The sequence below is a fragment of the Pseudomonas sp. Sample_21 genome (assembly GCF_004307525.1).
GTDB lineage: Bacteria > Pseudomonadota > Gammaproteobacteria > Pseudomonadales > Pseudomonadaceae > Aquipseudomonas > Aquipseudomonas atacamensis.
The window spans coordinates 1-18,022 of the sequence record NZ_RCNZ01000109.1 but is presented as its reverse complement, the minus strand read 5'-3'; the positions used below and the strand labels follow the sequence as shown (position 1 = coordinate 18,022).

Here is an 18,022-nt window from a genome sequence, read left to right as displayed (position 1 = left end):
TCATTTTTGTCAGCAACGAGACCGGAATGGGTGTCGTGCCGCTGGGCGAATTGACCCGCCGCTATGTCGATGAAGCCGGTTGGCTGCATCAAGCTCTGGCCGAGCGCTGTCAGCGAGTTGTCCTGACCGTCGCCGGCCTGCCCCTGACTTTGAAAGGACCTGCGTTATGAGCCCGACCTGGTGGCTGAACCCGTGCAAAACCGAGAACGCCGAAATCGTTGCGCAAGCGACCGAGCGCCAGCAGCAACTGACCAAACCGGCCGGTTCGCTGGGGCGCCTTGAATCGGTGGCCGTGCACCTGGCCGGTCTGCAAGGTCAGCTCAAGCCAACGCTGGATCAAGTCTGGATCGCGATTTTCGCTGGCGACCATGGCGTGGTAGCCGAAGGCGTATCGGCTTATCCGCAGGAAGTCACCGGGCAGATGCTGCTCAACTTTGTCAGCGGCGGCGCGGCGATCAGCGTGCTGGCGCGTCAGCTCGGCGCGCAGCTGGAAGTGGTCGATCTGGGCACGGTGAATCCGGCGCTGAATCTGCCCGGCGTGCGCCATCTGAACATCGGCGCGGGAACGGCGAACTTCGCTCAGGGCGCAGCGATGACTCAGGCGCAGGGCGAATCGGCCTTGCAGGCCGGTCGCGACAGCGTCTTGCGCGCGAAAGCCGCCGGCACGCAGTTGTTCATCGGCGGCGAAATGGGCATCGGCAACACCACGGCGGCCAGTGCGCTGGCCTGCGCCTTGCTCGATTGCCCGGTGGCGCACCTGACCGGTCCCGGCACCGGGCTGAATGCCGCTGGCGTCAGCCACAAGGCACAGGTGATCGAACGCGCGCTGGCGCTGCATGCCGCGCAGCGTGGCGATGCCTTGCAGACGCTGTTCAATCTCGGCGGCTTCGAGATTGCCGCGTTGGTCGGCGCTTATCTGGCCTGCGCGCAGGAAGGCATTGCGGTGCTGGTCGACGGCTTCATCTGCACGGTCGCGGCACTGGTCGCGGTGCGCTTGAATCCGGCCTGTCGCCAGTGGCTGTTGTTTGGCCATCGCGGTGCCGAGCCGGGCCATCGCCATGTGCTGGAAACCTTGAGCGCCGAGCCGCTGCTCGAGCTCGGCCTGCGCCTGGGCGAGGGCAGTGGCGCGGCGTTGGCGGTGCCGTTGTTGCGTCTGGCCTGTGACCTGCACGGGCAAATGGCGACGTTCGCCGAAGCAGCCGTGGCGGATCGCCCGGCATGAGCCTGCGCCTGGATCTGCTGCGCCATGGCGAAACGGAACTCGGCGGCGGCTTGCGCGGCAGCCTCGACGATGCGCTGACCGCAAACGGCTGGACGCAGATGCGTGCAGCGGTGGTCGACGGCGGGCCGTGGGATCGTATCGTCAGTTCGCCATTGCAGCGCTGCGCGCGCTTCGCAGCTGAACTCGGCGAGCAACTGAATCTGTCCGTGCATCTGGACAAGGATCTGCAGGAACTGCATTTCGGCGCTTGGGAAGGGCAGAGCGCGGCGGCATTGATGGAGACGGATGCCGAAGCGCTGGGGCTGTTCTGGGCTGATCCCTATGGCTTCACGCCACCGCAGGGGGAGCCGGTCAGCGCGTTTTCCGCGCGGGTGTTGGCGGCGGTCGCGCGATTGCACGCGGCTTACGCCGGCGAACGGATTCTGCTGGTCAGCCACGGCGGCGTGATGCGTTTGTTGCTGGCGCAGGCACGAGAGCTGCCACGTGAACAGTTGCTCGATGTCGAGGTCGGCCACGGCGCGCTGTTTGCGCTGACGGTCGAGGCTGATGGCGCGCTCAAGGAAGGTCACTGAGATGTTGCCGCTGTGGATCGCCTTGCAGTTTCTCAGCAGCCTGCCGATTCGCCTCCCGGGCATGCCCGAGCCGCAACAGCTCGGCCGTTCGCTGCTGTTTTATCCGCTGGTGGGATTGCTGTTCGGGCTGATCCTTTATGCGTTGAATCTGTTGTTGGCCGGCGCGCCGTTGTTGCTGCATGCGGCGCTGTTGCTGACCGTGTGGGTATTGCTCAGCGGCGCGCTGCATCTCGATGGCCTGGCCGACAGCGCCGATGCCTGGCTCGGCGGTTTCGGTGATCGCGAGCGCACGTTGACGATCATGAAAGATCCGCGCAGCGGGCCGATTGCGGTGGTCACGCTGGTGCTGGTGTTGTTGCTCAAATTTGCCGCGCTGCTGGCACTGATCGAACAAGGGCATACCCTGGCGCTGATCATCGTGCCGGTGCTCGGGCGAGCGGCGCTGTTGGGGTTGTTTCTGACTACGCCGTATGTGCGTGCGGGTGGCTTGGGTCAGGCCCTAGCCGATCATCTGCCGCGTAAAGCGGGGTGGTGGGTGCTGGGGATGAGTGCGCTGGGCTGCGTGTTCATCGCGGGTATTGGCGCGGTGCTGATTTCGCTGGTCGGGTTTGTCTGGCTGCGGCGTTTGATGATGCGGCGGTTGGGCGGGACTACCGGGGACACGGCGGGGGCGTTGCTGGAATTGCTGGAGATGGGGGTGTTGGTGGGGCTCGCTTTGGTCTGAAGGATTTGCCGTAGATGATGCCGGCCCCTTCGCGAGCAGGCTCGCTCCCACCTTCGAAATGCAATCCCCTGTGGGAGCGAGCTTGCTCGCGAAGGCGGCCTCACCGGCAATAATGATGTGCAGAGTAAACTCATCTGTAACTTGATTTAACACACTCGCGGGTATATACACGCATCATGCTTCCTTCTCAGTGTTTGTGCACCAACCTGCGTCGCGCCGCGCGTGGCGTCAGCAGGCATTACGACGGCGCTCTCGACGGCTTCGGGATCAACGTTGCCCAGTATTCTCTGCTGTGTAATCTGCAGCGGCTGGAGCAACCGAGCATTTCCGAACTGGCAGAGGCCATGGGCCTGGATCGCAGCACTTTGGGGCGCAATTTGCGTGTGCTGGAGGGCGAAGGTCTGGTGGCGCTGGCCGAAGGCGAGGACATGCGCAACCGCATCGTGCGCCTCACCGAAACCGGTGTGCAGCGCCTGGTAGCGGCATTGCCGGCGTGGGAAGCGGCGCAACAGCGGCTGATCGACCGGCTCGGTGCCGAGAAGCGCGAAACCTTGCTCAAACTGCTCGACGAACTGGCCTGACGCCGGTTTTTTCGCGCTCAAGCGGGTATATACCCGCGACTGGAGAATAACAATGACATCGATGTGGCGTACGTGCGGTTGGGTGTTGATGGGGAGTGCGCTGATCCTGGCGTTGTCATTGGGCGTGCGCCACGGTTTTGGTCTGTTCCTGTCGCCGATGAGCGCGCAATTCGGCTGGGGGCGCGAGGTGTTTGCCTTCGCCATCGCCCTGCAGAACCTGATCTGGGGCCTGGCGCAGCCGTTCACCGGAGCGCTGGCTGACCGCTTCGGCGCGGCGAAAGTGGTGCTGGTCGGTGGGATCCTCTACGCGGCGGGCCTGGTGTGCATGGGCCTTTCTGATTCGGCGGTGACTCTGTCACTGAGTGCCGGTCTGCTGATCGGTATCGGTCTTTCGGGCACTTCGTTTTCAGTCATTCTTGGTGTTGTGGGTCGTGCTGTGCCGCCAGAGAAACGCAGCATGGGCATGGGTATTGCCAGTGCTGCCGGTTCGTTCGGCCAGTTCGCCATGTTGCCGGGCACGCTCGGGTTGATCGGCTGGCTCGGCTGGTCGGCCGCGCTGTTAGTGCTGGGCCTGCTGGTGGCGATGATTGTGCCGCTGGTGAGCATGCTCAAGGACAAGCCGCTGCCGGTGCTTGGCCATGAACAGACTCTGTCCGAAGCGCTGCGTGAGGCCTGCTCGCACTCCGGTTTCTGGCTGCTGGCGTTCGGCTTTTTTGTCTGCGGTTTTCAAGTGGTGTTCATCGGTGTGCACTTGCCAGCGTATCTGGTCGATCAGCATCTGCCCGCCAGTGTCGGCACCACGGTGCTGGCATTGATCGGGCTGTTTAATATCTTCGGCACTTACACCGCTGGTTGGCTCGGTGGCCGTATGTCCAAACCGCGGCTGTTGACTGCGCTGTATCTGTTGCGCGCAGTGGTGATCGTGCTGTTCCTGTGGTTGCCGGTGACGACCACGTCGGCATATCTGTTCGGCATGGCCATGGGCTTCCTGTGGCTGTCGACGGTGCCGTTGACCAACGGTACGGTGGCGACCTTGTTCGGCGTGCGCAATTTGTCCATGCTCGGTGGCATTGTCTTTCTGTTCCATCAGCTCGGCTCGTTCCTTGGTGGCTGGCTGGGCGGGGTGGTGTACGACCGTACCGGGAGTTATGACTTGATCTGGCAAGTGGCGGTTCTCTTGAGCCTGCTGGCAGCGGCCCTGAACTGGCCGGTGCGCGAGCGTCCGGTGGCGCGCCTGCAAGCTGCGGCGAGTGCAGCATGAGCCGGATCTGCGCGCGGGTCGTTGTTGCCGCACTGGCTGCGGCGCTGTTGGCGCTGGTGTGGTGGGGCTGGCAGCGCGGCGGTCTGGCGCTGATGCAGTTGGGCATGAGTATTTGCTAGATGGCAGCGTGGCGAGTAACGTCGAAGCCTGATGACTGCCCAAGGAAATTCGACATGTTGATGCGCTGGTGTGCTGTTCCCGCGTTGCTGATGGCGTTGACTGGCCTGGCCCAGGCCGCCGACTGTCCTGAGCTGCTGCAAGGCTCGCTGCCCAAGCTGCGCGCCAAGGAATCCATCGATCTGTGCAAGCAGTACGCCGACAAGCCGCTGGTGGTGGTCAATACCGCCAGCTTCTGCGGTTTCGCCCCGCAGTTCGAAGGCCTCGAGGCGCTGAACAAGCGCTACAAGGCGCAAGGGCTGGAGATGCTCGGCGTGCCGTCCAATGACTTCAAGCAGGAGTCCAAGGACAGCGCCGAAACCGCCAAGGTCTGCTACGCCAACTATGGCGTGACCTTCAACATGACCGAGCCGCAGAAGGTTCGCGGCGACGACGCCACGCATCTGTTCCAGGTGCTGGCCGCGCAGAGCAATGCGCCGAAGTGGAATTTCTACAAGTATGTGGTCGACCGGCAGGGCAAGGTGGTGGCGAGTTTTTCCAGTTTGACCAAACCGGATGATCCGGAATTTATTGCGGCGATCGAAAAGGCCATTGCCTCCAAACCGCTGAAGCCCTGATTAATGCTGTTCTCTGTGGGAGCGGGCCTGCTCGCGAAGCGATGTGTCAGTTAGCACATCAACATCTAACATACCGCCTTCGCGAGCAGGCTCGCTCCCACAAGGGTGATTTTGTCGTTCCAGTGAAAAGTTGCAGGCAAGAAAAAGCCCCGCCTCTGTAAAGAGAGCGGGGCTTTTTGGTGGGCGAGGGGTTAGCCTCGCCACGGTGCATCAGAAGCGGTAAGTCGCGCCGACACCGAAGCCGTTTGCCGAGTTTTCATACTTGGCATCGTAAGTCTGGCCACGAGCGTTTTCGTTGCGGATGTTGACCGACTCTTCTTTGAGGTACGAGTACGCGACGTCGATGGTCAGGTCGTCGGTCGGGCTCCAGCCGGCACCGATACTGAAGATGGTGCGGTCGCCAGTCGGGATACGTGGCGAGCGGTCTTCGTTATTGGTTGGCGACTGGTCGAAGGTCAGACCGGTACGCAGTACCCATTCCTTGTTCAACTGGTACGAGGTACCCACGGCGTACGCCCAGGAGTCATGCCAGTTCTGGTCTTCGTTGATCGAACCGAACTGACCGGCCAGCAGAGGCTGCACGCCGGAGTTCTTCACGGTGATCTTGTCCAGCTGGCTCCAGCGGGTCCAGGTGGTACCGGCGTAGACATTCCAGCGATCGTTGATTGCCTGGGTGACCGACAGGTCCACGGATTCCGGCGTGGTGATCTTCAACGAAGCGTCGTACTTCTGGTTGGCGCCAACGCCCACCAGCGCCAGAGCGTTGTAGTTGACCTTGGTGTCGCCTTCGAGCTTGTAGTCGACCTTGGAGTGGTAGGTCAGGCCGACACGGGTGGTGTCGGTGGCCTGGACCAGCAAGCCGACGTTGTAGCCCAGCGCGGTGTCGTCACCCTTGATCTTGACCTTGCCGTCCGGCAGTGCCTGGGTGATCGACAGGTTGGATTCCAGCGAGCCGTCGATGCGGTTGATGGTCGGGCCGAAACCGATCGACACCTTATCGTTGAAGGCGTAGCTGACGGTTGGCTGGAAAGTGATGACTTGCACTTCGGACTTGCTGCCGAAGTAACGACCGGCGAAGCCGTTTTCGTAATCCGTGATCAGACCGAACGGTACGTACACACCGAGACCGAATGCCCAGTGGTCATCGATCGGTTTTACATAGAAGCCCATAGGTACAGCGGTGAAGGGCACCATGTCGCCTTTGTTGCTGCCGCCGTTAGGGCTGGAGCTGGCGTTGCTGATATCGGTGTGTGCATCGACAACGGCGACACCACCGGTGACTTGTTCGCGCTTGATGCGCGCCATGCCGGCCGGGTTGCCATAAACAGTGCTTGCGTCGTCGGCAGAAGAAGATCGCCCGGCAAAACCAGTCCCCATCCCACTGATGCTTTGTTCGTTGAGGGCAAAACCTGCCGCGAAGATTTGTGTGGAGGCAAGGGTAACGGCGAGGCTAAGGGTGGTTTTGAGCATGACTTTTTTCATTATTAGAACTCCTGGTGATCACCGGGGCGAAAATTACCAACATTTTCGTCCCAGCGCTATAGCCTGTATGCCTTGAGTTAGAGCGGTTTTGTAGGACAATCCGACCAAAATGGCGACCTGATGGTAGAACTTGTGAAACCGCCCGGTCAGCAAGCGACCTGATTCAGCGGTGAAACACAGGTTTGCCAGGCATAGGTGAAGTCGCGCAAACGGCCTTGCGGTTGAAAGGTCTGGCGCCAGATACGCGCCATGCCGAGCAGGTCGGTCGGAGCGGGGAGGGTGGGGTTTTGTTCTTCTACCAGCAGCCAGGCGATGGCCGTGGCGTAACGCAGGTTGACGGTCAGTTCCAGATGCGGGCCGCTGAGGAACGCATGCTGACTGGCCAGGCCGCGCACCAGGCTGGCGCGCTCCGGATCGAGCGCCAGATAATCATCCCAGAGCGCCTGATGGCGATGCTCGGCAATCCGGTATAGGCCGTGGCCACGGCGGTCATGCAGGGCAGACCCGAGGGCGGACTGGCTGGCGGCGATACCCAGCAGCAGGGATTCGGCAGTTGCGCAGTGGCGTCCCAGATAAATCAGTGTGGGACGGATCACATAGCGGCACAGTTCGCTGGCAGCGATACCCATAACACCCTCGGTTCTTGTTGTTGAGGGCGAGTCCTGAAGGGGCCTTGGCAGCAGTGGATCGACTCAGGCTCGCCGCAAGCGGGTCAAGCCGCTTGAGTTGAAGTGTAGTGTCATATTCAGCGTGTAAAGGTCTGTTTTTAAAATATTTCCACCATCGCATCCCGGGCGTTAGATCGGAACATGCTTAGAAGCGCAGCGCTAAAAGTGAAATATCAGGCAATAAAAAGCCCCGCTTTTCAGCAGGGCTTTGCTTTTGCAGCCTGTCCGGCTTTCAGGCAACCAGTGCCTGACGGGTACGCTCGATCACGGCCTGCAGCGGTTCGGCGCTGGAGTATTGATCGGGGTACAAACGCTCGCTGTGACGAGCGATGCCGTGTTCATTGACCACGGTGAAGCTGAAGCAGCCTTTGCGAGCGGCCATGATCAGGCAGTTCATTGGAGCAAAAGCGTTGGTTAGGGTGCGAATGGCATCCTGAGTCTGGATTTGAGTAGACATAGTTATTAGGTGTTCCTACAAATGACACGGATAAGAACCGTGCAACGTTAAAACGTTCCAGTAACGTTGATCACCATTGATCGAACGAAGAACCCGACTGGAACAAAGCAGCCAGTTTGAAGCGCTGATAAGTGAGCGCGCTTGGGCTGGCAGGTAGGTACTTAGGAGGACAGGCATCACAGCGAGGGCAAAGGTTCTGGGCCCGGGGTGAAGATCCTGATCAATTTGCAGGTTGGTTCGGTCAGAGTAAGTGTTCTTCGCAACGCCCTTTGTTTTCGTTCAAAGGCAGCGTCGTCGCAAGATTTACCTGGAAACCATCGAGGGGTCGTTCCCGCTTTTTTCGGCAGTGTCTTCCTGTTGGAAGTTGACCGTGGGGAGATGTTCGACCGGAATTGACTTTCAGCTTGGTACTAACGCCGCGGATAGTAACGGATCCGTTCGGGCGAAGCAAACCCCCCTGACCAAAAAAGGATCACAGGGAGAGGTCGTGTCGCACCGTCCGTCGGCGTGCATGCTTTTCGCAGAGCCTCTCGGTTGCTCGCAGCTGCGCAAAATGACCCGAAAAAGCGCACGCATATAACCGGCTCACAGGTACTTGTGCACATTAGTTGCGCAGAGCGTAACGCAACTGTCACATCGATCCTGACTCCAGTCGCTGCCTGTATCAAAAGTTTAAGTCAATGAAAAATATCGTCTTTTTTTGTTGGTGAAAAAATCGTCAGTTTGACTGCGAGCCCCATTCCATAAGGCTTTGCGGGGATCGTAGAGCGGTTGTCCACTGACTTATCCACAGCTTCTGTGGATTGTCCCTAGCGCTTGCTCTAGGACGGGCGTGCCGGGTTTTTTTCGACTTTACCTGTAAGAAAAAGAGAGTAAAGTGGCGCGCCTTCCGATCTGTCCCGCAGTGCTTTATGAAGTTTCGCTCAGTATCAGACTCTGTTACCTCCAACCCGACCTCTGTTACCGCTCCCAAGCGTTTTTCCGTGCGTGTGGCCGAATGGCTGCTCGATGCGCCGCGCCTGAGCGACAGTCCCAGCGCCAAGCACCTGGCCGGCCGTCTGCTCAAGCAACCGGCCCGTGAAGGTGTGGTCGCTGCACAGAGCCGCCTCGGCCAATTGATTTGCCGGGAGTGCGGCAATGCCCGTGACCGGCGTATCGGCCAGGAGCTGCTGCGTCAGGCCGCCCGTGCCGGTGACCGTCGCGCGCAGCAGGAACTCGGTCTGATCGAAGACTGAGCTGTCCAAGCCCAGACACCTTGGTTAACCTTCAGGCTTTATCCGATTGGCAGGAGTCGCTATGGCTATGGACTTGACCAGCATATTGCTTGGTCTTGCGGCAGCAGGGGTGCCGCTGCTGGCGCTGGCCTGGCAACTGCAACGCCGGGCCAGCAACGCCCAGGCCGATCTGGCCTTGCTCGAAGAGCGCCTGGCCATGGCGCAACTGGCCCAGGACGGCCTCTCCGCGCAGCTTGAAGCGAGCCGCGATGAAATCGCCGATCTCGGCCAGGCCAATGCCGCCAAACAGGCAGACCTTGCCGCGCTGCGCCGCGAAGTTGAATTGCTGCAGATCGAGCGCGACGACGCCCGCGACGCCTCCCACGCCTGGAACCTCGAACGCGCCAACAAGGACGCTGAGTTACGCCGCCTCGACGCCCACGCTGCCTCGCTGAGTGCCGAACTGCGAGAGCAACAGGAGAGCCATCAACAACGTCTCAACGACCTGCAAGGCTCACGCGATGAACTGCGCGCGCAATTCGCCGAGCTGGCCGGCAAGATCTTCGATGAGCGTGAGCAGCGCTTTGCCGAAACCAGCCAGCAGCGGCTTGGGCAGTTGCTTGATCCGTTGAAAGAGCGCATCCAGTCCTTTGAAAAACGCGTTGAAGAAAGCTATCAGGCCGAAGCCCGCGAGCGCTTCTCGCTGGCCAAGGAGCTGGAGCGTTTGCAGGCATTGAATCTGCGTTTGAGCGACGAAGCGACCAACCTGACTCGCGCGCTCAAGGGCCAGAAAACCCAGGGCAATTGGGGCGAACTGATCCTCGAGCGCGTTCTTGAGCACGCGGGTCTGGAGAAGGGCCGCGAGTATCAGACTCAGGTCAATCTCAAAGGCCCGGACGGTGAGCGCTTCCAGCCCGATGTGATCATTTATCTGCCCGGCGACAAGCAGGTGGTGGTCGACTCGAAAGTCAGTCTCACGGCCTATCAACAATATGTTGCGGCTGATGACGACACATTGGGGCAGATCGCGATCAAGCAGCACGTATTGTCGCTGCGCAATCATGTGAAAGGTCTGGCCGGCAAGGATTACAAGCGTCTGGAAGGCTTGCACAGCCTCGATTTCGTTTTGCTGTTCGTACCGATTGAAGCGGCATTTTCTGCGGCATTGCAGGCTGAGCCGTCGCTGTTTCAGGACGCTTTCGACCGCAATATCGTGATCGTCAGCCCGACTACGCTGCTGGCCACGTTGCGGGTGATCGACAGTTTGTGGAAGCAGGAACGGCAGAGCCAGAATGCCCGGGAAATCGCCGAGCGCGCGGGCTGGCTGTACGACAAGTTCGTGTTGTTTATTCAGGATCTGGACGAAGTGGGCAATCGTCTGCAGCAGCTGGACAAGGCTTACAGCTCGGCGCGTAACAAGCTCACAGAAGGGCGCGGTAATCTGGTCAGCCGCAGTGAACAGTTGAAGTTGCTCGGTGCGCGGGCGAGCAAGAGCTTGCCGGCGGATTTGCTGGAGCGGGCGATGACGGATGTTGATGGGTTGGTTGAGTTGCCTGAGTAAATTCAAAGGCTCGTTTTTTTCTGGCTGATTGGGGGCATATCCGTTGCTGCGGTCGTGGCGGCTGGCGGTTTCGCCTGACGGCGACTTACTTTTTTACAAGCGCCAAAAAAAGTAAGCAAAAAACGCTAGCTCCTGCGTTCGGCACTCGCAGGCTCGGGTCCCTTCGCTGCGGGACTGATCCGGGCGCAGCGGCTCCGGTTTGCTTCGCTGCACCTCCTTCCGCTGTGTCTGGCTGCGCCAGACGGTCGCTGCTCTCCCACGCCCGGATCAATCCCTCCGCTCAGCCTTCCGACGTCGCCGGTGAATCAAGATCAAAAGCACTCGAGCTTGCGCTCATTGTTGAGTGGGGCGGCTGCGCCGCAGGCAGCTTCGCTGCTTTGCTTTTCTGTGGGAGCGAGCCTGCTCGCGAAGGCGTCTGCAAGATCACTCTCTACAACGGCAAAAACCGACTCAAAAGCGCCCGCAACGCCGCCGGCTTCACCGGTTTGGCCAGGTAATCCAGGCCCGCCGCATGCACTTGCGCCACGGTCTCCGGGCGTCCATCCGCGCTGATGACCACGCCGGGCACGGGCTCGCCCAGGCGCGTGCGCAACCACGCCATCAGCTCTGTGCCGGTATCGCCGTGGTCGAGGTGATAGTCGACCAGCGCCAGTTGTGGCCGCACACCTTCATTCAATATCGCTGCGCATTCTTCGCGATTGCGCGCCGTCCACACTTGGCAGCCCCAGCGGCTCAGCAGGCTGTTCATGCCGATCAGGATGCTGTCTTCGTTATCGATGCACAGTACCTGCGCGCCGCTGAGCAGTTTTCCGTTCAGTTCCACCGTCGCGCTAACTGGTGGCGTTTGCGTGCGGGCGATCGGCACTGTCACGCTGAACACACTGCCGCGCCCCGGCCAGGAGCGAACGCGCAGGGTATGCCCGAGCACGCGGCACAAGCCATCGGCGATCGCCAGACCCAGGCCCAGGCCTTTTTCGGCGCGGGTCTGGTGGCTGTCGAGGCGTTTGAATTCTTCAAAAATCACCTGCTGCTTGTCTTCCGGAATGCCCGGGCCGCGATCCCAGACTTCCAGGCACAGCTCGCCACCGCGCCGACGCACGCCCAGCAGCACCGGACCCTTGGCGTAGCGGAACGCGTTGGTGAGGAAATTCTGCAGAATCCGCCGCAGCAGTTTGATGTCGCTGTCGATGCGCAATTGACTGCCACGCACCCGGAACGTGAGTTTTTGCTCTTGGGCGAGCGCCTTGAATTCCGCGCCGAGGGTGTCGAACAGTTCGTTGACGGCGAAGGCTTTGCGATCCGGGTTGATCTTGCCGTTTTCCAGACGCGAGATGTCCAGCAGATCGCTGATCAGGTCTTCCGCCGAACGCAGCGAGCTGTCGAGGTGTTGCACCAGCTGCTGCGCCTCTGCGCTCAAGCCTTCGTTCTGGTGGGAGAGGGCGGCGGAGAACAGTCGCGCGGCGTTCAGCGGTTGCATCAAGTCGTGGCTGACGGCGGCGAGGAAGCGGGTTTTCGACTGGTTGGCCGCCTCGGCATTGCCCTTGGCTTCGGTGAGCGCGACGTTGAGTTGCGACAGTTCCTGGGTGCGCTCGCTGACCCGTTGCTCGAGCCCTTCGTTCGCCTCGGTCAGCGCCTGTTCGGCTTCGCGGAACGCGGTAATGTCGGTGAAGCTCATGACAAATCCGCCGCCGGGCATCGGGTTGCCGATCAGCTCGATCACCCGGCCATTGGGGAACAGCCGTTCAGAAGTGTGCGCGCGGCCCTGGCGCATCCAGTGCAGACGCCTCGCAACGTGCACTTCCGCTTCGCCGGGGCCGCACAAACCGCGTTCGGCGTTGTAGCGAATGATGTCGGCAATCGGCCGGCCGACGCTGATCAGGCCGTCGGGGTAGTTGAACAGCTCCAGATAACGCCGGTTCCACGCCACCAGTTTCAGCGACTGGTCGACCACGCTGATGCCCTGGGTGATGTTCTCGATCGCGCCTTGCAGCAACGCGCGGTTGAACTGCAGCACTTCCGAGGCTTCGTCAGCGATTCGGACTACGTCCTCCAGCTGCATTTCCCGACCTTCGATGGCGGCTTTTACTACAGCGCGCGTGGAAGAAGCGCCGAGGACACCGGCCAGCAAACGTTCGGTATGGGCGATCCATTCGCTGTCGGCGTTCTGGTTGGGGTTGAAGCCCTTGCCCTGACGGTAAGCGAAGCGAATGAAGCTCTGCCGCGCGCGTTCTTCGCCGACAAAACGCGCCGCCAGTTGCAGCAGATCGTCGATCTGTACCGCCAGCATCGAACGGGCATTAGGTCGCGCGCTGATTTCCTGGCCGATGAAACGCCCGGCCTGCCAGTGCTCGGAAACCCGCGTGCGCGAGAGCACCGAGACCCAAGCGAACAGGGTGAAATTACCCGCCAGCGACAGCACTACGCCTTGAGTCAGCGGGGTGATCGGCAGGTTCAGTGGATTGCTGTGCAGCCACGCCAACCCGGGGAAACTCGCCAGCGACCAGCCGAGACTGTGCGCGGCAATCGGCAGCACCAGCGTGTAAAACCACAGAAACGTCCCGGTGGCGAGGCCGGCGAACACGCCCCGGCGGTTGGCCTGTTTCCAGTACAGCGCGCCAAGCATGGCCGGCGCCAGTTGCGTCACCGCAGCGAAGGCGATCTGGCCGATGGTCGCCAGGCTCGCGGTCGAGCCAAGCAAGCGATAACTGACGTAGGCCAGCAGCAGAATCACCACAATACTCACGCGGCGCACCGAGAGCATCCACTGGCGGAACACCTCGAACGGGCGCTCGGCATTGTTGCGCCGCAAAAGCCACGGCAACAGCATGTCGTTGGAAACCATGGTCGACAGGGCGACGCTGGCGACAATCACCATGCCGGTCGCTGCCGATGCGCCACCAATAAACGCCAGCATCGCCAGCGCCGGATGGGCCTGGGCCAGCGGGAGGCTGATCACGAACGAGTCGGGCAGCACATCGCTGGGCAGCATCATCTGACCGGCAAGGGCGATAGGGACTACAAACAGTGCGGCCAATGCCAGATAGGCGGGGAACACCCATTTCGCCAGACGTAGATCCTGCGGGTCGATGTTCTCCACCACGGTCACGTGAAATTGTCGCGGCAGGCAAATGATCGCCATCATCGCCACGCCTGTCTGCACCACCATCGATGGCCAGTTGATGGTTTCCTTCCAATACGCCTCAAGGCGCGGGGCGAGCATTGCCTGATTGAACAGGTCGTCGAAACCGTCATACAGACCGTACGTGACGAAGGCGCCGACGGCGAGAAAGGCGAACAGCTTGACCAGCGACTCGAACGCGATCGCCAGCACCATGCCACGGTGGTGTTCGGTGGCGTCGAGGTTGCGCGTACCGAAAACGATGGTGAACAACGCCAGCACCAGCGACACGATCAGCGCGGTGTCCTGAGCGCGGGTGCCCATGGCGTCGGCGCCGGCGCCGATCAACAGGTTCACGCCGAGGACGATGCCTTTGAGTTGCAGGGCAATATAGGGCAACACGCCGACCAGGCAGATCAGCGCCACCACCACCGCCAGCGATTGTGACTTGCCGTAGCGCGCGGCGATGAAGTCGGCGATGGAGGTGATGTTCTCCTGTTTGCTGATCATCACCATTTTCTGCAGGACCCACGGCGCGCCGACCAGCAGCAGGATCGGCCCGAGGTAGATCGGCAGGAATGACCACAGTTGTTCCGCCGCCTGACCGACCGCGCCGAAGAACGTCCAGCTGGTGCAGTAAACCGCCAGCGACAGGCTGTACACCCAGGCGCGCACCCGCGGCGGCAACGGTGTGCTGCGACGGTCGCCGTAGAAGGCGATAGCGAACATGATGGCCATGTAGGCCAGGGCAACGACGGCGATCAGCCCGGTGGACAACGACATGCAGCACTCCCGACAAATGACTCCCCGGCACTCCTGCCCGGGCGGACAGTCTCGCACGGGCGCGGCGGTTAGTCAGTGTCGACCAAGGTCGTGGCGTGGCGGGGTGTCGCAGGCGGGGTACCGGGTGGTTTTTGTGGTGACCGGGCGGGCCTCTTCGCGAGCAGGCTTGCTCCCACAGTTGGAATGCATTCCCTTGTGGGAGCGAGCGCGTCAGTCCCGACGCAGCGCAATATCGATCAGGCGATGGAGCTCATCAACCTCCAGCGCCGCCGCCGAAAACAGAATCCGGAACACCACCGGCGCCACCACCAGATTGATCAAGCGATCGACACTCGGCGCCTTCTCATCGGGATAGCGATCGACAATGGTCTGCAACTGCGCACCAATGATCGCCACGCAATAGCCCGGCGTAGCGCTGGCCTGCACGTCGCGCATCATGTTGCGCCCGACCTCTGAACTCATCTCGTCAAGATACTGCTCGGCCCACGCACGGATATCGCCGCGCAGGCTGCCAGTGTTCGCCGGCTCGCTGTCCGGGCGCATGCGGGCGAGGGCGACGTCCGCCAGCAACGCCGCCAGATCACCCCAGCGTCGATAAATCGTCGACGGCGTTACCCCCGCGCGGGCGGCGATTTGCGGGACGGTCACGGTGGAACGTTCCTGCTCTTGCAGCAGCGCATTGACCGCCGAATGAATCGACTCCTGCACCCGGGCACTGCGGCCACCGGGGCGTAAACCTTCTTTAATAGCCATGCGGCAGACCTTAACACAAAGAATTTGCTTTAAGCGCTGGGCGGTAGCACACTGCGCAAAAGCAAAAAATTAGCTTTTGTGGAGTGTGCCCATGACCAGCCCCTTGAATAGTGTCGCTTCCCACCGGTCGAGCTTGTGGTTTCTGGCGATCACCTTACTCAGTTTTCTCGCCGCTTCCACCGCGCCGACGCCGTTGTATCACTTGTATCAGGATCAACTGCATTTCTCGGCAGCGATGTTGACGCTGATCTTCGCCGTTTACGCTTTCAGTCTGTTGGCAGCGTTGCTGACGGTGGGTTCGCTTTCCGACCATCTCGGACGCAAACCGGTGATCTTTACCGCCGTGTTGCTCAATGCGCTGGCCATGTTGCTGTTCATTTATGCCGACAGCGTGGCTTGGCTGATCAGCGCACGAGTGTTGCAGGGTTTTGCCACTGGCATGGCCACTGCCGTATTGAGCGCAACGCTGCTCGATACCGACCGGCAGCAGGGGCCGCTGATCAACAGTGTCGCGCCGTTACTCGGGATGGCTCTGGGCGGTTTGGGTTGTGGCTTGCTGGCAGAATTTGCGCCGGCGCCGTTGCAGCTGACCTATTGGTTGCTGTTGGCGTTGTTCGTGTTGCAGGGCGTGTATGTCTGGCGCCTGCCGGAAAGTGTCTCGCGGCAAGGTGGGGCGCTGGCGTCGTTGCGACCGACCCTGCACGTGCCGGTGCAAGCGCGTTCAACGTTGTGGCGGGTGCTGCCACTGAACACCGCAACCTGGGCGCTCGGTGGTTTTTATGCCTCGCTGGCACCGTCGTTGGTGCGCACGGCCACTGGCTCTACCTCCAATCTGATCGGTGGCGCTACGGTCGCGGCGCTCACCGTGACCGGTGCGTTGATGATTTTCATGATGCGCAATCGTCCGGCCGCTCAGGCGTTGCGGCTGGGTGCGAGCTTGCTGCCGGTCGGGCTGGTCCTGATCCTGCTCGGCGTGCATGTTGCCAGTCTGTCGTTGTTTTTCTTCGGCACACTGGTCGCTGGTTGCGGCTTTGGTTCCGGTTTCCTCGGTACGGTGCGCAGCCTGGTGCCGCTGGCCTTGCCGCATGAAAGAGCCGGGTTGATGTCGGCGTATTACGTGCTCAGTTATCTGGCGTTCTGTTTGCCGGCGTTGCTTGCCGGGCACTTGGCGCGCAGTTTCGGGTTGCTGGCGACCACTGATGGTTACGGCGTTGTGTTGATCGTGCTGGCCTTGGCTGCGCTGCTGCTCAGTCTGCGTCCGCAGACAGGCAGAGTTTGCAGCGCTCCTTGAGCGCATGTAGAGACTTATCTGCAAAACAGATAACAGTTAGAGATATTACCCGTTATATCGATATTCGATTCGGATCTACCATGGACTCAACCTCACCAGAGGACAGGAGTTCATGATGATTTGCCCTAACAGTGTCACCCCCGGCTACAAACCTTTCAGCCAGCTGCAGCATCCGCGTGAAGTGATCCGCCAGTTCACGCCGAACTGGTTCGCCGCGACCATGGGTACCGGTGTGCTGGCATTGGCGCTGGCTCAGTTACCGCTGGCCATTCCCGGATTACGCGTCGTGGCCGAGGGGCTGTGGCTGTTCAACATTCTGTTGTTCAGCTTGTTTACTGCTGCCTACGCCGCGCGCTGGATTTTGTTCTTTGACGAGGCGCGGCGGATTTTCGGTCATTCCACCGTGTCGATGTTCTTCGGCACCATTCCCATGGGCCTGGCGACGATCATTAACGGCTTTCTGTTGTTCGGCCTGCCGCGCTGGGGCGACGGTGTTATTCAACTTGTTGAAGTGTTGTGGTGGATCGATGTGGCGATGTCGCTGGCCTGCGGTGTGCTGATTCCGTACATGATGTTTACCCGCCAGGAACACAGCATCGATCAGATGACCGCGGTCTGGTTGCTGCCGGTGGTGGCGGCGGAAGTGGCAGCGGCAAGCGGTGGCTTGCTCGCGCCGCATCTGACCGACGCCCATGGGCAACTCGTCGTACTGACTACCAGCTATGTGCTTTGGGCATTCTCGCTGCCAGTGGCGTTCAGCATTCTCACCATTCTGCTGCTGCGCATGGCCTTGCACAAACTGCCCCACGAAAACATGGCCGCGTCGAGTTGGCTGGCCCTCGGTCCGATCGGCACCGGTGCCCTGGGCATGTTGCTGTTGGGCGGTGAGGCACCAGCGATTTTTGCCGCGAATGGTCTGCCCGGCGTCGGTGAAATTGCTTCAGGCCTGGGTCTGGTCGCTGGGATCACGCTGTGGGGTTTTGGTCTGTGGTGGATGTTGATGGCACTGTTGATCACCGTACGTTATCTACGCGACGGCATTCCGTTCAACCTCGGCTGGTGGGGCTTCACCTTCCCATTGGGCGTGTATTCGCTGGCGACGCTGAAACTGGCAAGTATCCTCAACCTGACATTTTTCAGTGTGTTCGGTACGGCGCTGGTGATTTTGTTGGCGACAATGTGGCTGATCGTCGGCAAGCGCACCGTGCAGGGCGCGTGGCGTGGCGAGCTGTTTGTCTCGCCGTGTATTGCAGGTTTGAAGAAATAATCCGAAAAGTTTAGGTAAGGTGTGGCCTGGATCGTGGTGCGGGATTCCAATAACAAGCACCCAGGCCTCACTACCTAACATCAGGAAACACGGAAGATGAGTCACCCCTCACAGTTCAACCTGTTGCGCACCCGGCGCTTTTTGCCCTTCTTTATTACCCAGTCGCTCGGCGCGTTCAACGACAACGTGTTCAAGCAGTCGTTGATCCTCGCCATCCTCTATCGGTTGACCATCGAGGGCGATCGCTCGATCTGGGTCAACCTCTGCGCGCTGCTGTTTATCCTGCCGTTTTTCCTGTTCTCGGCGCTGGCCGGGCAGTTCGGGGAAAAATTCG

The 18,022-nt window shown here is 60.7% G+C and carries 17 protein-coding genes and 1 pseudogene; 13 read left to right on the top strand and 5 right to left on the bottom strand.

Features of this window, described 5'->3' with window-relative positions:
* From D8U71_RS20945 to D8U71_RS20915, 8 genes are all read left to right on the top strand, one after another.
* On the top strand, window positions 1-170 hold a 170-nt coding region (locus D8U71_RS20945), incomplete at its 5' end, for a bifunctional adenosylcobinamide kinase/adenosylcobinamide-phosphate guanylyltransferase (RefSeq protein WP_177434931.1).
* Window positions 167-1,222: a nicotinate-nucleotide--dimethylbenzimidazole phosphoribosyltransferase gene (gene cobT, locus D8U71_RS20940; protein ID WP_130888578.1), complete on the top strand. Its 1,056-nt coding sequence runs from the start codon at window positions 167-169 to the stop codon at window positions 1,220-1,222. The genes D8U71_RS20945 and cobT, both read left to right, overlap by 4 nt.
* A complete protein-coding gene (gene cobC, locus D8U71_RS20935) occupies window positions 1,219-1,794 on the top strand; it encodes an alpha-ribazole phosphatase family protein (protein WP_130888577.1) in 576 nt (191 codons plus the stop codon). The genes cobT and cobC overlap by 4 nt, the downstream gene beginning before the upstream one ends.
* 1 nt (window position 1,795) lies before the next feature.
* Entirely contained in the window at window positions 1,796-2,518 is a 723-nt protein-coding gene (locus tag D8U71_RS20930; protein ID WP_130888576.1) for an adenosylcobinamide-GDP ribazoletransferase, read from the top strand.
* 176 nt (window positions 2,519-2,694) lie between these two features.
* Window positions 2,695-3,099, top strand: coding sequence for a MarR family winged helix-turn-helix transcriptional regulator (locus D8U71_RS20925; protein WP_130888575.1), 405 nt, complete (start codon window positions 2,695-2,697; stop codon window positions 3,097-3,099).
* A gap of 52 nt (window positions 3,100-3,151) precedes the next feature.
* Entirely contained in the window at window positions 3,152-4,360 is a 1,209-nt protein-coding gene (locus D8U71_RS20920; protein WP_130888574.1) for an MFS transporter, read from the top strand.
* Entirely contained in the window at window positions 4,357-4,479 is a 123-nt protein-coding gene (locus D8U71_RS28775; RefSeq protein WP_016773715.1) for a hypothetical protein, read from the top strand. The genes D8U71_RS20920 and D8U71_RS28775 overlap by 4 nt, the downstream gene beginning before the upstream one ends.
* 54 nt (window positions 4,480-4,533) lie before the next feature.
* Entirely contained in the window at window positions 4,534-5,094 is a 561-nt protein-coding gene (locus D8U71_RS20915; RefSeq protein WP_071171497.1) for a hypothetical protein, read from the top strand.
* A gap of 210 nt (window positions 5,095-5,304) precedes the next feature.
* Here the strand turns inward: D8U71_RS20915 and D8U71_RS20910 are convergent, their stop codons facing one another.
* The 3 genes from D8U71_RS20910 to D8U71_RS20900 all read right to left on the bottom strand — a co-directional run bounded on the left by D8U71_RS20910 (window position 5,305) and on the right by D8U71_RS20900 (window position 7,701).
* Window positions 5,305-6,576 carry an outer membrane protein transport protein gene (locus D8U71_RS20910; RefSeq protein ID WP_016773717.1) on the bottom strand — a complete coding sequence of 424 codons (1,272 nt, stop codon included), beginning with the start codon at window positions 6,574-6,576 and terminating at the stop codon, window positions 5,305-5,307.
* 146 nt (window positions 6,577-6,722) lie between these two features.
* Window positions 6,723-7,205 carry a hypothetical protein gene (locus D8U71_RS20905; protein ID WP_024012180.1) on the bottom strand — a complete coding sequence of 161 codons (483 nt, stop codon included), beginning with the start codon at window positions 7,203-7,205 and terminating at the stop codon, window positions 6,723-6,725.
* 271 nt (window positions 7,206-7,476) lie between these two features.
* Window positions 7,477-7,701: a hypothetical protein gene (locus tag D8U71_RS20900; protein ID WP_016773719.1), complete on the bottom strand. Its 225-nt coding sequence runs from the start codon at window positions 7,699-7,701 to the stop codon at window positions 7,477-7,479.
* Between the two features lie 911 nt (window positions 7,702-8,612).
* Between D8U71_RS20900 and D8U71_RS20890 the strand changes: the two genes are divergently transcribed.
* Window positions 8,613-8,936, top strand: coding sequence for a hypothetical protein (locus D8U71_RS20890; protein WP_024012181.1), 324 nt, complete (start codon window positions 8,613-8,615; stop codon window positions 8,934-8,936).
* Window positions 8,937-9,111: 175 nt separating this feature from the next.
* The gene (rmuC, locus tag D8U71_RS20885; protein WP_177434128.1) at window positions 9,112-10,476 is read left to right on the top strand and encodes a DNA recombination protein RmuC; all 1,365 of its coding nucleotides are present in this window, start codon (window positions 9,112-9,114) and stop codon (window positions 10,474-10,476) included.
* 430 nt (window positions 10,477-10,906) lie between these two features.
* Here the strand turns inward: rmuC and D8U71_RS20880 are convergent, their stop codons facing one another.
* Both D8U71_RS20880 and D8U71_RS20875 read right to left on the bottom strand, forming a co-directional pair.
* A complete protein-coding gene (locus D8U71_RS20880) occupies window positions 10,907-14,377 on the bottom strand; it encodes a PAS domain-containing hybrid sensor histidine kinase/response regulator (RefSeq protein WP_130888573.1) in 3,471 nt (1,156 codons plus the stop codon).
* 210 nt (window positions 14,378-14,587) lie between these two features.
* Entirely contained in the window at window positions 14,588-15,130 is a 543-nt protein-coding gene (locus D8U71_RS20875; protein ID WP_110601198.1) for a TetR/AcrR family transcriptional regulator, read from the bottom strand.
* Between the two features lie 103 nt (window positions 15,131-15,233).
* On the opposite strand from D8U71_RS20875, the gene D8U71_RS20870 reads away from it, so the two are divergent.
* The 3 genes and pseudogenes from D8U71_RS20870 to D8U71_RS20860 form a co-directional block, all read left to right on the top strand.
* Window positions 15,234-16,421, top strand: a complete 1,188-nt coding sequence (locus D8U71_RS20870; RefSeq protein ID WP_130888579.1) for an MFS transporter — start codon at window positions 15,234-15,236, stop codon at window positions 16,419-16,421.
* A gap of 115 nt (window positions 16,422-16,536) precedes the next feature.
* Window positions 16,537-17,688 (top strand): TDT family transporter, encoded by a 1,152-nt coding sequence (locus tag D8U71_RS20865; RefSeq protein ID WP_130888572.1) that lies wholly within the window; start codon window positions 16,537-16,539, stop codon window positions 17,686-17,688.
* A gap of 96 nt (window positions 17,689-17,784) precedes the next feature.
* Window positions 17,785-18,022, top strand: a pseudogene (locus D8U71_RS20860) (glycerol acyltransferase); the annotation flags it as partial.

Excerpts from the sequence above, each read along its gene's own strand:
- cobC (WP_130888577.1), top strand. The coding sequence starts at position 1,219 with ATGAGCCTGCGCCTGGATCTGCTGCGCCATGGCGAAACGGAACTCGGC.
- D8U71_RS20865 (WP_130888572.1), top strand. The coding sequence starts at position 16,537 with ATGATTTGCCCTAACAGTGTCACCCCCGGCTACAAACCTTTCAGCCAG.
- D8U71_RS20910 (WP_016773717.1), bottom strand. The coding sequence starts at position 6,576 with ATGAAAAAAGTCATGCTCAAAACCACCCTTAGCCTCGCCGTTACCCTT.
- cobT (WP_130888578.1), top strand. The coding sequence starts at position 167 with ATGAGCCCGACCTGGTGGCTGAACCCGTGCAAAACCGAGAACGCCGAA.
- D8U71_RS20880 (WP_130888573.1), bottom strand. The coding sequence starts at position 14,377 with ATGTCGTTGTCCACCGGGCTGATCGCCGTCGTTGCCCTGGCCTACATG.
- D8U71_RS20905 (WP_024012180.1), bottom strand. The coding sequence starts at position 7,205 with ATGGGTATCGCTGCCAGCGAACTGTGCCGCTATGTGATCCGTCCCACA.
- D8U71_RS20890 (WP_024012181.1), top strand. The coding sequence starts at position 8,613 with ATGAAGTTTCGCTCAGTATCAGACTCTGTTACCTCCAACCCGACCTCT.
- D8U71_RS20900 (WP_016773719.1), bottom strand. The coding sequence starts at position 7,701 with ATGTCTACTCAAATCCAGACTCAGGATGCCATTCGCACCCTAACCAAC.
- D8U71_RS20920 (WP_130888574.1), top strand. The coding sequence starts at position 3,152 with ATGACATCGATGTGGCGTACGTGCGGTTGGGTGTTGATGGGGAGTGCG.
- D8U71_RS20930 (WP_130888576.1), top strand. The coding sequence starts at position 1,796 with ATGTTGCCGCTGTGGATCGCCTTGCAGTTTCTCAGCAGCCTGCCGATT.
- D8U71_RS28775 (WP_016773715.1), top strand. The coding sequence starts at position 4,357 with ATGAGCCGGATCTGCGCGCGGGTCGTTGTTGCCGCACTGGCTGCGGCG.
- D8U71_RS20915 (WP_071171497.1), top strand. The coding sequence starts at position 4,534 with ATGTTGATGCGCTGGTGTGCTGTTCCCGCGTTGCTGATGGCGTTGACT.
- D8U71_RS20925 (WP_130888575.1), top strand. The coding sequence starts at position 2,695 with ATGCTTCCTTCTCAGTGTTTGTGCACCAACCTGCGTCGCGCCGCGCGT.
- D8U71_RS20875 (WP_110601198.1), bottom strand. The coding sequence starts at position 15,130 with ATGGCTATTAAAGAAGGTTTACGCCCCGGTGGCCGCAGTGCCCGGGTG.